The organism is Prevotella falsenii DSM 22864 = JCM 15124 (genome assembly GCF_000613945.1).
GTDB classification, from domain to species: domain Bacteria; phylum Bacteroidota; class Bacteroidia; order Bacteroidales; family Bacteroidaceae; genus Prevotella; species Prevotella falsenii.
The window spans coordinates 1-14,820 of the sequence record NZ_BAJY01000012.1 but is presented as its reverse complement, the minus strand read 5'-3'; the positions used below and the strand labels follow the sequence as shown (position 1 = coordinate 14,820).

8 protein-coding genes and 1 pseudogene are annotated in these 14,820 nt (G+C 42.7%); all 9 read left to right on the top strand.

Annotation, left to right across the window (positions count from 1 at the left end):
• The first annotated feature begins 135 nt into the window (after window positions 1-135).
• The gene (locus JCM15124_RS06065; protein ID WP_024998715.1) at window positions 136-1,302 is read left to right on the top strand and encodes a nucleoside recognition domain-containing protein; all 1,167 of its coding nucleotides are present in this window, start codon (window positions 136-138) and stop codon (window positions 1,300-1,302) included.
• Between the two features lie 670 nt (window positions 1,303-1,972).
• A pseudogene (gpmI, locus tag JCM15124_RS13475) lies at window positions 1,973-3,492 on the top strand (2,3-bisphosphoglycerate-independent phosphoglycerate mutase).
• A 70-nt stretch (window positions 3,493-3,562) separates the two neighbouring features.
• Window positions 3,563-4,225, top strand: a complete 663-nt coding sequence (gene ung / locus JCM15124_RS06055) for a uracil-DNA glycosylase (RefSeq protein ID WP_024998714.1) — start codon at window positions 3,563-3,565, stop codon at window positions 4,223-4,225.
• A gap of 31 nt (window positions 4,226-4,256) precedes the next feature.
• Window positions 4,257-4,952, top strand: a complete 696-nt coding sequence (locus JCM15124_RS06050) for a uracil-DNA glycosylase (RefSeq protein WP_024998713.1) — start codon at window positions 4,257-4,259, stop codon at window positions 4,950-4,952.
• A 31-nt stretch (window positions 4,953-4,983) separates the two neighbouring features.
• Window positions 4,984-5,583, top strand: a complete 600-nt coding sequence (locus tag JCM15124_RS06045) for a DUF3109 family protein (protein ID WP_024998712.1) — start codon at window positions 4,984-4,986, stop codon at window positions 5,581-5,583.
• 440 nt (window positions 5,584-6,023) lie between these two features.
• Window positions 6,024-9,710 (top strand): leucine-rich repeat domain-containing protein, encoded by a 3,687-nt coding sequence (locus JCM15124_RS06040; RefSeq protein WP_024998711.1) that lies wholly within the window; start codon window positions 6,024-6,026, stop codon window positions 9,708-9,710.
• A gap of 13 nt (window positions 9,711-9,723) precedes the next feature.
• The gene (locus JCM15124_RS06035) at window positions 9,724-9,915 is read left to right on the top strand and encodes a hypothetical protein (protein WP_024998106.1); all 192 of its coding nucleotides are present in this window, start codon (window positions 9,724-9,726) and stop codon (window positions 9,913-9,915) included.
• Window positions 9,916-10,776: 861 nt separating this feature from the next.
• Window positions 10,777-14,319, top strand: coding sequence for a leucine-rich repeat domain-containing protein (locus JCM15124_RS06030; RefSeq protein ID WP_024998710.1), 3,543 nt, complete (start codon window positions 10,777-10,779; stop codon window positions 14,317-14,319).
• Window positions 14,320-14,334: 15 nt separating this feature from the next.
• Complete coding sequence (locus tag JCM15124_RS06025) at window positions 14,335-14,529, top strand: hypothetical protein (protein ID WP_024998709.1); 195 nt, start codon at window positions 14,335-14,337, stop codon at window positions 14,527-14,529.
• Window positions 14,530-14,820 lie beyond the last annotated feature (291 nt).

Genomic DNA, 14,820 nt, shown 5'->3' with positions numbered 1-14,820 from the left:
GTGTCTTCTTACCGAACTTCCCGAATATGTTTGAAGAGAATGAAAGATTTTCCGATTTTTAATGCGGTAATTATGAAAAATGTAGTAATTTTACGCCCGAAATTTAAAACCAGTGAAACAACTCCTAAACAAAAAATGGAACAAAACCAACAAAACACGACCCAAAAGTCGAAGCAGATATTGCCCAAAGGTGTTATGTGTCTGCTCATTATTATTGCTTTATTCGGCGGCATTGGCTGGGTAATGGGTGTTGCACCTATGCTCAACACAATTATGCACACAGCGCACGATTTGTTGTTGAACACTTGCTTCTATCTAATGGCAATCTGTGTACTGACCGGAGCGTTAGGCAAGCTCCTTGTAGAATTTGGTGTAGTAGACCTTATCGAGAAGTTTCTGCGCCCGCTCATGCGTCCGTTGTTTCACCTTCCCGGTGTTGCATCGCTCGGAGCAATACTTACTTTCCTTTCGGACAACCCTGCTATCATTACTTTAGCGCAGGATAAGCACTTTAGCGGATACTTCAAGAAGTTTCAGTACATTTCGCTTACCAACTTCGGTACTGCGTTCGGTATGGGACTTATTGTAATTGTGTTTATGCTCGGACAAGGCTATTTCGTTGAGCCACTGATTGGTTTCTTCGGTGCTTGCTGCGGTTGCATCGTTTCAACACGTTGCATGCAATACTTTGTATTGAAGTCTTATCCACAATATCTTACCGAAAATGCACTCGATGCAGAGAAGTTTGAAAAGCAGGTAGAGCGTCCGCAGCACGAAGAAGATAAGTCTGTCTTCTTGCGCACACTTAATTCATTGCTCGACGGTGGTAAGTCGGGAGTGGAAGTAGGTGTTGCCATTATCCCCGGTGTGCTTATTATCTCTACGCTTGTAATGATTCTTACTTTCGGTCCAAGCAAGACGGGCGAGTTTACCGGTGCAGCTTACGAAGGCATAGCAGTATTGCCCAAAGCAGCCAACTACCTGAACTGGTTGTTGGAACCATTGTTCGGCTTCTCCGACCCACACCAAATTGCATTCCCTATTACGGCACTTGGTGCTGTGGGAGCTGCCCTTAGCCTTGTTCCAAACTTTCTTTCTGAAGGCTGGATAGACGGTAATGCCATTGCTGTGTTTACGGGTATGGGTATGTGTTGGAGCGGTTTCCTCAGCACGCACACTGCCATGCTCGATACAATCGGGTATCGTGAACTCACCTCAAAAGCCATTCTTTCGCATACCATCGGTGGTCTTGCTGCTGCGTTGGTAGCACATTGGGGCTATTTGCTCTATACATTATTATAAGCAAAAGTAAGATAAAGACATATTAAGCTATCGCTTTTTCGATATTATCAATACGTGAGTTCGATATAAGAAAACAGGTTAAACAAGGTTATCTCACAGATGTTTTTAAGCAAGTTCGCTAATGAAACCGTGAGAATATTTCTGCTTAACTTTGTAATGATAATTCCGTTAAAAAGCGATAACTGTGTTTTGACATTGCGAAAGCGTAGGTTTTGCAACGCAAAACCTACGCTTTTACCGTGCAAAACAGCCGCTTTTGGAATGCGAAACAATAGGTTTTGTAATGCGCTGACGAATAGATAGTTAGATAAGAGTTATATTTGTGAAAAATATTTACGTTTTTATTGTTTTCTTTTCGCTCATGAATAATGCGAGTTCACCGCAAGAATTTGAGGACGAAGATACTTCGCTTCTTCTTGATTATAAGCATATTAAATCTCAAACAGTTCCTTCTTTAAGTATCTTAATAAACAATATGCCGGCATAATTCTTATGCCGAGCCTGCGTTATTGATAAATCGGAAAGCGATAATCTGTATAAGGGAGTTTGCACTTTTTTTAATGCTTTAATAAGGCTTTAAAGTCTTATTTCTTTGTGCTTTGTAAGTTTTTTGCTACCTTTGCAATGGATAAAAAATCAATAAAATAGGTATTTAAGGAATAAAATAATTATGGCAAAAAAAGCACTTCTGATGATTCTCGATGGTTGGGGTCTCGGAAAACATGGTAAAGGAGATGTTATTTACAATACGCCAACACCTTACTTGGACTATCTGAATGCAGTTTCTTCACACTCACAGCTGGAGGCTTCGGGCGAAAATGTGGGTCTGCCGGACGGTCAAATGGGTAACTCGGAAGTAGGGCACCTCAATATTGGTGCCGGACGAATTGTATATCAGGATTTAGTAAAGATTAATAAAGCGTGCCAAAGCGGTGATATTCTGAAGAATAAAGAAGTCATTAACGCTTACAGCTATGCGCAAAAGACAGGTAAGAAGGTTCACTTGATGGGTTTAACGTCTAACGGTGGCGTTCATTCTTCATTGGAACATCTTCATAAACTAATCGAAATCGGCAAGGAATACGGCTTGAACGACGTTTATGTACATTGCTTTATGGACGGTCGAGATACCGACCCGAAGAGCGGTGCCGGCTTTATTGCCGACATACAGAAGGTATGCGACGCCAACGGTGCGCACATTGCATCTATCGTTGGACGCTTCTAGCAATGGATCGCGATAAGCGTTGGGAACGTGTAAAGGAGGCTTACGACCTGCTTGTCGATGCAAAAGGAAAGCAAGCTACCGACATGGTGAAAGCTATGGAGGAAAGTTATGCCGACGGAGTTACCGACGAGTTCATCAAGCCAATCACAAATGCAAATGTAAACGGAACCATTGGCGAGGGCGATGTGGTTATTTTCTTCAACTTCCGCAACGACCGGGCAAAGGAACTTACCTACGTTCTTACGCAACAGGATATGCCGGAGCAGGGTATGCACACCATAAAGGATTTGCAATACTACTGTATGACACCATACGATGCAAGTTTCGAGGGTGTTCACGTTCTGTTCCCAAAAGAGAATGTTACGATGACGCTTGGCGAATACCTAAGCATGAAAGGCAAGAAACAGTTGCATACGGCTGAAACAGAGAAGTATGCACACGTTACATTCTTCTTTAATGGTGGACGTGAAGAGCCTTACGAGGGCGAAGACCGCATATTGGTGGCATCGCCAAAGGTTGCTACTTACGACTTGAAACCGGAGATGAGTGCCTACGAAGTGAAAGATAAGTTGGTTGCAGCCATCAATACGGCAGAGTACGACTTTATTGTTGTGAACTTTGCCAATGGCGATATGGTGGGTCATACAGGCGTTATGAATGCCATTGCGAAAGCCGTTCATGCGGTAGACAAATGTGTGAAGGAGGTTATCGAAGCAGCAAAGGCGAACGATTACGAAGCTATCATCATTGCCGACCACGGTAATGCCGACAATGCTTTGAACGAAGACGGCTCGCCAAATACGGCACACTCGTTGAACCCTGTACCATTTATTTACGTTACCGACAACAATTCGGCTCGTGTAAAGTCGGGTCGATTGGCTGACGTTGCGCCTTCTATTCTCCACATTATGGGCTTGGAACAACCCAAAGAGATGACCGGCGAATGTCTGATAGAAGATAAATAAAGATAGAAACAATGGTTTAGCCCTATCAGACTTATGCTTGATAGGGCTGAATTGTATCTAAGAAAATGTTATGGTAGATATTGAGGCTTCTTGGAAACAACATTTGGAGGGGGAATTTACAAAGCCGTACTTCGCCCGACTCACCGAAAGTGTGCGCAACGAATATAGAAACGGATTGTGCTTTCCGCCGGGAAAGCTCGTTTTCAATGCCTTTAATCTTTGTCCGTTCGACAAGGTTAAGGTGGTTATTCTTGGGCAAGACCCTTATCACGAGCAAGGGCAGGCTATGGGTTTGAGCTTCTCTGTGCCCGAAGGAATAATGCTGCCGCCATCGCTCCAAAACATTTATAAAGAGATACAAAACGACTTTGGCAAACCCGTACCCACATCGGGCGACCTAACACGTTGGGCAAAACAAGGCGTGTTGCTGCTGAATGCCACGCTGACAGTGCGTGCGCATATAGCCAACAGTCATCAAACTTTGGGCTGGCAGAACTTCACAGACGCCGCTATCGAGGCACTCAATGCCCATCGCGAACACGTTGTGTTTATGCTTTGGGGTGGTTTTGCCCGCTCGAAAAAGCGATTGATAGATGCCAATCGCCATTGTATTATCGAATCGGTGCACCCCTCTCCGCTGTCGGCAAATAGAGGTGGCTGGTTCGGACAGCATCAGTTTTCACGTTGCAACGCTTATTTAGCACAGCAGGGATTGGGCGAAATAGATTGGTAAATCCATATTTGGGAAAGAGAAAAGGAAAGAAATGAACGATAAGAAGATGATGCCTATCTTGCAGATTAATGGTACAGATGTTCCTCTTGAAGCTTCATGGGAAGAAAATTTGAGGGGAGAAATTGAAGAACCTTACTTTGCTGAACTCGTTGAAAAACTAAATAGCGAGTATGAAAATGAAGTATGTTATCCTTCAAAAGAGCTTATTTTCAATGCTTTTAATCTTTGCCCATTCGATAAGGTTAGGGTAGTTATTCTTGGACAAGACCCTTACTACAACGGACAAGCTATGGGCTTGAGCTTCTCTGTGCCTGAAAAAATAAAGCTGCCGCTATCGCTCCGAAAAATTTATAAAGAGATAGAAGAAGACTTTTGCAAGTCTATGCCCAAATCAGGCGATTTGACTCGTTGGGCTGAACAAGGTGTGTTGTTACTGAATACAACACTGACTGTGCGTGATGCTAAACCCAATAGTCATAAGAGATTAAAATGGAAGAATTTTACAGACGCAGCCATTAAAGCATTAAATAAAAACCGTGAAAACATTGTATTTATGCTTTGGGGAAATGATGCAAGGAAGAAAAAAAGACTGATAGATACCGAACGTCATTGTATAATCGAGTCATACCACCCTGCTGCAAGGCAAAGATATAAATTTAAAAAGCACCAATTTACATGTTGCAACGCTTATTTAAAGCAGCAGAGATTGGACGAAATAGATTGGTAAATTCCTATTTGGGAAAGAGAAAAGGAAAGAAATGAGCGATAAGAAGATGATGCCTATCTTGCAGGTTGGCGATGTTTTGGTTTCACCTGACGTTATAACGGAGAAGTTCTGTTGCGACCTCGACGCTTGTAAAGGTATCTGTTGTGTGGAAGGCGATGCAGGTGCGCCTGTTTCTATGGACGAAATAGCAGCCATCGAAGACGCCGTAGATACGGTGTGGAGCGACCTCAGTGCTTCTGCACAAGCCGTTATCGACAAGCAGGGCATCGCTTATACCGACCGAGAAGGCGACTTGGTAACCGGCATTGTACACGGAAAAGACTGTGTTTTTACCTACCACGACAAAGATTGTTGCCTCTGTGCGTTGGAGCGTTCGTATCGTGAGGGGAAGACAAACTTCGTGAAACCTATTTCGTGTGCCCTCTATCCCATTCGTGTAAAAGAGTTTGGCAACAATCTTGTCGGTCTGAATTATCATCGTTGGGACATTTGCAAAGACGCCGTGAAGAAGGGTAGGGAACTCGATTTGCCTATTTATAAATTCTTAAAAGGTCCGCTTATTCGCCGTTTTGGCAAAGAATGGTATGCCGAATTGGAAGCTGTTGCCGAGCAATTGCTGAAAGAATCGTAACCTATAATACATCTTTCTTCTTCTCAGGCTATATATTAGTATGCTGATATATATCGTTTTACGCTTTTTTATAACTTTTCTTGTTTACATCAAAAACATTTATTATCTTTGCACCAATTCATAAAGAGATTTGTGCTGCAAAGGATAAATAACTTAAAAATGTGTTGTTCCGCTTTATATAATAACGGTATGGATAAGTTGCAAAAAAACAGAGATGTTTATGCAACTTTTAACTCGTTATATTTGGTTAGCTCGAATATTTTGCTAACACACACACACACACACACACACACACACACACACACACACACACACACACACCGTCGCTAAATTCTTATACAAATATTTAAACGTACGCGCGCGAGGCATTGCGTACAACCTCGATAGGAAAAGGAATTTCGTTGATTTTCTTTTCCTAAATCATCGTGTCCGTTGGCCAAGTGTTGCCAATAGAAGATAAGATAAGTTTAGAAGATTTTTCTAAGAATATTCCAAGAGTATTCAAGAGTTATAAAAACGATATTTTAATTTTAATCAAATGTAAAGATGAAACAAACAAAAGTTTTATTGTTGCTCCTATTACTGACGATGACATCGGTAATGAGGGCGTACAATGTGGGCGATGTCATAATAGTAGACAATATCGCTTACAAGATTACCAAGGCATCTGCCAGTGTGGAGGTACGGTTACCCCCGGTACGGTATCGGTATGGACGGGAACAACCAAGACCGGTAACATTACTATCCCCCAAAGCATCAAAGACAACTACGCTACAGAATATAATGTAACCGGCGTAGGGGCAAATGCTTTCAACAAAGCGGGGATAAAATCAGTGACGTTACAGGAAGGAATTACGACGATTGCCGACAGCGCATTTGCCGAAAGTCCGGACCTTGAGAGTTTTAAAATTCCGGCGTCGGTAACCAAGATTGGCGAGAAACTTATCGTTAAAAGCCCCAAGGTAAAGACAATAACGGTGGCAAGCGGCAATGCTGATTGGAAAGATATTAGCGGCGTCCTGTGTACAAAGAATGATTCTCTTATCCTTTATCCGCAAGGAAAGACGGAAAGCTCGTACACCGTGCCAACATCTATAAAGACTTTGAAGGCCGGAGCCTTTACCGATTGCGTAAACCTGACCTCCATAAACCTTGGACATTCAACCGCCATGACGGGAATAGTGTTCAATACCTGTAAGAATCTTACATCTCTCACTTTCCCTGCCGAGATGACTGACATTCCGACAACGAAAGGTTTCTATTATGAATGTGATAATTTGTCCTCGTTTTCTGTGGCAACAGGGAATCCCAAATATTCCGCAGAAGATGGCATACTCTTCGATAAAAACAAGACTGAGCTGATTTCGAGCCCACAAGGAAAAGATTTTCCAAGCGGCTATACCATTCCCAACACAGTAACGAAAATCTCGACAAGAGCTTTTCTCTATTCAAAGTTGGATAACGTGAAAATCCCTTCAGGCGTGGAGATTGGAGACAGAGCTTTTGCATATTCAAAGCTGAAGACTGTTGATATTTCTGAAGGTGTTACAACCATTGGTGAGCGTGCTTTCTATAGTAGTGAATTGCAAACCGTTAAGGTTCCTAAATCAGCAACCAAGCTGGGACATAACATTTTTCTTACTTGTCAGAGCTTGACTGAAATTACTGTGGCAGATGGAAACACGGAATACGAATCTGAAAATGGTGTAATGTTTACCAAAGGTAAAAAGACACTCTACTCTTTCCCTTGCAACAAGGAACCGGAACAAGTTTATACGATTCCCGCTGCCGTTGATACTATCGGGTTATACGCTTTCTGCAATGTAAAAAAGACAGTGGAGCAGCATATCCCCCAAACGGTCAAGGTACTTAAGAGCGGTGCCTTTGAGCAGTCACACTACAGCAAGATTATCTTCGATGATCCATCACAAGTTTCTCTTATTGAAGAGTCTGCATTCCGCCTTTTGAGAAATGTAACGGAACTCACTATACCGGCATCGGTTGAAAAAATGGGTACTGAAGTGGCTTATGGCTGTCCAAAATTGCAGACCGTAAACTTTGCTGCCAACTCAAAACTTGAAAGAATGCTTCCCAGAGCTTTTGCAAGCTGCCCAAAACTCACAACGGTCAATATCGAAGCTAACAGCCCCATTGCATTGGGTGACAATACATTCCAAGATTGTACAGCATTGACAACGGTCAAGGTCGAATCCGGCTCGTTGAAGAGCATTGGGAATAATGCCTTCCGGAATTGCAAGAACCTGACAACTCTGGACATCAAAAATTCGGTCTTGGAAACTATCGGCACGAGAGCTTTCCAGAACTGTACTTCATTGACAGCCGTTACCATGCCAGCCTCACTAAAGACCATTGGCGAGAGCGCATTCACGGAATGTAGCAAGCTGGCTAACGTAACTTTCCCCGACAATTCACAGTTAGAGAAAATCGGGCGCAATGCTTTCCAGAACTCCGCAATTACAGGCATCAAACTGCCCGAGTCTCTGAAAACACTGGGAGTAGAATCTTTCCACAGTTGTAAGAAACTGGAGTCAATAGACATTCCTGCCGGTACTACCAATGTAGCATCGCAGGCGTTTACCTCATGTAGCAAGCTGACTTCCATCAACGTGCACAAAGACAATCCAAATTATGCCTCTCTTGACGGCATGCTGGTAAATAAGGATAAGAGCCGTCTGATGACATTCCCTCCGGGAAAGGCAAACAGTAGATATACACGTCTGCCGTCTTTCATTACTGCGATCGACTCCGCTTTCTACAGTTGTGTAGAATTGACCAATGTAACGATTCCGAAAACGGTAACACAAATTGGCGATTTTGCTTTCTCCAACACCAAGAACCTGAAGTCTATCAGTTTCCTTGGTGACATTCCTACATTGGCAGACAGGACTTTCCTCAACACTGATGTTAAAGAAATTACGCTGTTTGTGCGTAAGGCTTGGTTCGAGAATCCAAGCAATAAGGAAATCATTGACAAGATGAAAGGAAAAGGCTTTAAGGATATTCATCCTTCGTTTATAGCCCCAAATCCCGACTATGACCGTGGCATTGAGTATTTCCCCACATCAATGAACACAGTAGGTGTCATCGCCTTTGAGAATCCTCGCAGTTCGGTTATTATTCCAAAAGAGGTAAAGGAGGAGTACAAAGGAAAGACAAATACCTATGAGGTGGCTACAGTACTTGACTATGCTTTTGAGGACAATCAGAAAACTGAGACAGTAGTGTTCTTGGGTGATTTGGAAGAAATCGGTCTTAATGCATTCAGCAAACAGAAGACAAGTACTGCCGAAAACAAGATTAAGAACATCTATTTTGTAGACAATACGGTTCCAAACCTTGCATCTGTCAGCTTCGAAGTTCCGGATTATTACCCATTTACCGACGGTCAGAATATCTATGTAAAGAAGAGTAAGGTAGACAATTATAAGACCAAATGGCTGATTGATAATCATAATCTGAACATCACGCACGAAATTCCACAGACAACCCACAGTTACGGTGCAACTCGTTGCTATCCGTTCGATGTGCAGTACAACAACAACGGCGATGTTCGCCCTTATCTGCCCGTTGATTTCAGCCGCATGACACCTGCATATCCGTATGCTAGGGCACGTCGTATCGACAACGGCTATGTACCTGCTTTCCTCGGAGTGCTGCTGCACAGTCCTAACGCTGCCGGTGCCACCTCTTATTGCGAGATGACCGATGCACAAGACCATCACGCCGTAAACGACCCATCGGGTAAGTATTCTGCATCTACCTACAAGATGGTGGGTGTTGTTGAGGAAACGCAGGTAATGAGCGATGCCAACAACAATTTATATGCTTTCAGCAAGAGCAAGGGACAATTCCTGAAGATTAAGCAGGCTCCGGGTAACACGATGCCTTACTTCAGTGCTTATTTGAAGCTGGACAGCAACAATCAGGCTAAAGGTTTCTCGTTCCGCTTCGACGATGACGACCCTTCTACAACGGGCATTGAAAACATCGAGGTAGCAGAAGACGCCAATGACAGTGCGCCTTACTACAATCTGAACGGTATGAGAGTGAACAATCCTGCCAAGGGAGTATACATACATAATGGAAAGAAAGTAATCATCAAATAAAGGAGATTTCGAAATGAATAAAAAAGAATATATACAGCCCAAAGCAGAAGTGGTTATCGTGAATGGTGATACGCTTATGGACGGCGAATGGTGGAGTGTACAGGTTAATCCGGGAGAGGAAATCGAAGACGACGACATCGGTGCCAAGGAGGGTTCTTTTGACGATGACTGGGGATTTTCGGGGTTTAATTCTTGGGATAACTAATAACTATTTCAGCCATGTTCAACCAGTGTATGCGGTTGGGCATGGCACTTTCAGTATGGGTATGTTCTTTTCGGAACTACTAATAATGAGAAATCGTTAATTAATATTAACCTGCCGTGGTTGGTGTAGATATAGATAACGACAAGTCCTACTTCAGTGGGGCACTAAAGTATAAGTAGTGCCCCACTACTTATACTTTAGTTGTTATTAACATTTCTGCCGCTTCACGGCAAAACAGAAAAACTCCACGGTTTCATTAGGGGGGCTAAAAATATCTGAGAGATAGTCTACTTAATCTGCTTTCTTATGCCGAATTAACGTTATAATACTTCTTTCTTTTCAAGCTATATATTAGTATGTTGATATATATCGTTTCACGCTTTTTTATAACTATTCTTGTTTATATCATAAATATTTATTATCTTTGCACCAATTTATGAAAAGATTTGTGCTGCAAAGGATAAATAACTTAAAAATGTGTTATTCTGATTTATATAATAACGGTATGGATAAGTTGCAAGGAAACAGAGATGTTTATGCAATTTTTAACTCGTTATATTTGGTTAGCTCGAATATTTTGCCAACACACAGGCGCACCGTCGCTAAATTCTTATACAAATATTTAAACGTACGCGCGAGAGGCATTGCGTGCAACCTTGATAGAAAAAGGAAACCAATGGAATTTCTTTCCCTAAATCATCGTGTCCGTTGGTCAAGTGTTGCCAACAGAAGATAAGTTTAGAAGTTTTTTCCAAGAATATTCAAAAGTTATAAAAAACGATATTTTAATTTTAATCAAATGTAAACATGAAACAAACAAAAGTTTTATTGTTGCTCCTATTACTGGCGATGACATCAGTAATGAGAGCGTACAATGTAGGTGATGTCATCGATGTAGGCGGCATCTCTTACAAGATTACCAAGGTTTCCACTGCTGCTTCCGGTACAGTTACCCCTGGTGAGGTTTACGTGTCGACGGGAACCACCAAGACCGGTGCCATTACGATTCCGAAAAAAATCACAGACGATTACGGCACAGAATACAACGTAATCGGTGTAGAACCAATTGCTTTCAATATTGAAGGCGTAACATCCGTGACCCTGCCGGAAGGAATTGAGTCGATTCAAAACGGCGCATTTTCTGAAAGTCCGGACCTTGTGAGTTTTAATATTCCGGCGTCGGTAACCAAGCTTGGCATAAATCTTATTACAAACAGCCCCAAGGTAAATAAAATAACGGTAGCAAGCACCAATGTCACGTGGAAGGACATTGACGGTGTCCTCTGTAAAAAGGACGGCTCCCTTATCCTTTATCCGCAAGGAAAGACGGCTACCTCGTACAACGTGCCAGCAGAGATAAAGACTTTGGAGGTCGGAGCCTTTACAAATTGCAACAACCTGACTTCCATAAATCTTGGGAGTTCAACCACTATGAATGGAATTGTATTCAATAGATGCAAGGAACTTACATCTCTCAATTTCCCTGCCCAGATGACTAACATTCCGGCAGATAAGGGATTTTATTCAGAATGTGACAAATTGGCTACGTTTACAGTGGTTGCAGGGAATCCCAACTATTCTGCAGACAATGGCATACTCTTCGATAAACAGAAGAAAGAGTTGATTTCAAGTCCACAGGGTAAAGAGTTTACAGACGGCAGCTACAATATTCCTACCTCAGTAAAGAAAATCGCAACAAGAGCTTTTTTCCGTTCAAAGTTGGAAAAAATAACAATCCCTTCAGGCGTGGAGCTTGCAGACAGAGCTTTCATGTATGCAAAGTTGAAGGAAGTTACGATTTCCGAGGGTGTTACCAAAATCGGCGACCGTGCTTTCTATGGCAGTGAATTGCTAAAGGTCAATGTTCCTGCGTCAGCAACAGATTTGGGACATAATATTTTTCTTTCCTGCCAGAGGATGACTGAAATCACTGTGAACGCTGGAAATACGAAATACGAGTCTGAAAATGGCGTAATGTTTACCAAAGGCAAAAAGACACTCTACGCTTTCCCATGCAACCAGAAGCCGGGGGAACAATATACGATTCCTGCCGTAGTAGAAACTATCGGGCTATACGCTTTCTGCAATGTGAGAAAGACAGTGGATCAGCATATCCCCAATACGGTCAAGAGACTTGAAAGCGGTGCCTTTGAGGGGTCAGAGTACAGCAAGATTATCTTTGATGCAACATCACAGGTATCTTATATCGGTTCATCTGCATTCCGCTCTTTGAAAAATGTAACGGAACTCACTATTCCGGCATCGGTTAAAGAAATGGGTTATGAAGTGGCTTATGGCTGCAAAAACCTGCAGACCTTAAACTTTGATGCCAACTCACAACTTAACAAAATGGCTGACAGAGCTTTTGTAGGGTGCGCCAATCTCAAAACAGTCAATATCGGTGCCAACAGCAAAATCCCATTGGGAAAGGAAGCTTTTAAAGACTGCTCTGCATTGACAACGGTTAATGCTGATACTAAGTCACTGAAGAGCATCGGGGATAACGCTTTCCTGAATTGCAAGAGTCTGGTAAACCTGAATATCGAAAATTCAGGCTTGGAAACAATCGGCACGAGAGCTTTCCAGAACTGTACTGCACTGACTGAAGTCAAGATGCCAGCCTCACTGACGACTATTGGCGAGAGCGCATTCACGGAATGCAGCAAGCTGGCTAACGTAACTTTCCCCGACAATTCCCAATTAGAGAAGATTGGTCGCAATGCTTTCCAGAACTCCGCAATTACAGGCATCAAACTGCCCGAGTCTCTGAAAACACTGGGAGTAGAATCCTTCCACAGTTGTAAGAAACTGGAGTCAATAGACATTCCTGCCGGTACTACCAACGTAGCATCGCAGGCGTTCACCTCATGCAGCAAACTGGTATCCATCAATGTGCACAAGGACAATGAGAAATATACCTCTCTTGACGGTATGCTCGTAAGCAAGGACAAGACACGTCTGATGACATTTCCTCCGGGAAAAGCCAACAGCAGATATACGCGGGTGCCATCTTTCATCACTGCAATCGACTCCGCTTTTTATAGTTGTGTGGAGCTGACCAACGTAACGATTCCGAAAACGGTGACAGAAATCGGCGACTTCGCTTTCTCTAACACCAAGAACCTGACGTCTATCAGCTTCTTAGGCGACATTCCTAAATTGGAAGATAGGGCTTTCCTAAACACCGATGTTACAAAAATTACCCTGTTTGTGCGTAAGCGTTGGTTCGAGGATTCCAACAATGCAACAACCATAGCCAACATGAAGACCAAAGGATTTAAGGATATTCATCCTTCGTTTATAGCCCCAAATCCCGATTATGACCGTGGCATTGAGTATTTCCCCACATCAATAAACACAGTGGGTGTCATCGCTTTCGACACGCCACGAAACTCGGTCATTATTCCAGAAAAGGTAAACGAGAAGTACAACGGAACTACCAATACGTATGAAGTAGCTACAGTACTCGATTATGCTTTTGAGGACAATCAGGCAACTGAGACTGTAGTGTTCTTGGGTGATCTGGAGGAAATAGGACTCAATGCATTCAGCAAGAAAAGCACGAGCGGAGAAAACAACAAGATCAAGAACATCTATTTTGTAGACAATACGGTTCCAAACATGGCGTCTGTCAGTTTCAAGACCCCAAATTATTACCCATTTACCGACAACCAGAACATCTATGTAAAGCAAAGCAAGGTTGCCGCTTATAAGGACAAATGGCAGATTGACAATCACACGCTGAACATCACGCACGAAATTCCACAGATAACCAATAAGAACGGAGGCACTGTATGCTTCCCATTCGATGTAAAGTACCCGACAGGAAAAGATGCCAACGACATTAAGCCATACGTTCCGGTAGATTACACTTATGCTTATGCCGCTTCTAACCCTATCGTACGTGCATACAGCCTCGATGACTATTATGTACCTGCATACGTTGGTGCACTTATCCGTAGTAAGAAAACAGACAATGTAACTTCTTACTGCCAGATGGACGAAGACCAAATGCATAAAGAAGATAAACTTCAAGCTGTTGGTTACAACAAAAATGCTGAAAATCGCATGGTTGAAGCAGTAGAAGATGTATCTATCACGAATGAGCCAGGCTTCCAATACTATGCTTTCAGCAAGAAGTATGGTAAGTTCGTAAAGGTCATGGATGGAGTTAAAATCCCTTACTTCAAGGCATACTTCCGTCTGAAAAACAGCCCGACAAGTCCTGCCAAGGGTTTCAGCATTGTGTTCGACGATGAGGATGTTCCTGCGGGCATCGACGGTATTACCGAGTTTGGCAAGGACAACGACAATGCGCCTTACTATAATTTGAATGGTGTACAGGTAAGCAAGCCTTCAAAGGGTGTGTACATCCACAACGGCAAAAAGGTAATAATTAAATAAACGAGGAGCGAACAAATGAAAAAAACAGCATATATAAAACCTCTTGTTGAGGTGATTGAAGTAGATGGCAACGCTTTGATGGAAGTATGGAGTATCGGCATAGATAACGACCCGGACCATTCCATCAAGCCCGGTGATGAAGACGACATCGGTGCCAAAGAAGGTTCCTTTGAATACGAAGACTGGGGAAAACCTGATTTCAATTCTTAAGCCCCCAACAACCTATATTCAGCCATGTTCAACCTGTGTACGCGGTTGGGCATGGCACTTTTATTATGGGTATGTTCTTTTCGGAACTACTAATAATGAGAAATCGTTAATTAATATTAACCTACCGTAGTTGGTGTAGATATAGATAACGACAAGTCCTACTTCCGTGGGGTACGGAAGTATAACCCGTGCCCCACGGGTTATACTTTAGTTGTTATTAACATTTCCGCTATTTTACGGCAAAACAGAAAAACTCTCACTGTTTCATCAGGGGGATTACTAAAAATATAC

Bases quoted from the DNA above. Each gene is read 5' to 3' on its own strand.
- JCM15124_RS06065 (WP_024998715.1), top strand. From the start codon at position 136: ATGGAACAAAACCAACAAAACACGACCCAAAAGTCGAAGCAGATATTG.
- ung (WP_024998714.1), top strand. From the start codon at position 3,563: ATGGTAGATATTGAGGCTTCTTGGAAACAACATTTGGAGGGGGAATTT.
- JCM15124_RS06050 (WP_024998713.1), top strand. From the start codon at position 4,257: ATGAACGATAAGAAGATGATGCCTATCTTGCAGATTAATGGTACAGAT.
- JCM15124_RS06045 (WP_024998712.1), top strand. From the start codon at position 4,984: ATGAGCGATAAGAAGATGATGCCTATCTTGCAGGTTGGCGATGTTTTG.
- JCM15124_RS06035 (WP_024998106.1), top strand. From the start codon at position 9,724: ATGAATAAAAAAGAATATATACAGCCCAAAGCAGAAGTGGTTATCGTG.
- JCM15124_RS06030 (WP_024998710.1), top strand. From the start codon at position 10,777: ATGAGAGCGTACAATGTAGGTGATGTCATCGATGTAGGCGGCATCTCT.
- JCM15124_RS06025 (WP_024998709.1), top strand. From the start codon at position 14,335: ATGAAAAAAACAGCATATATAAAACCTCTTGTTGAGGTGATTGAAGTA.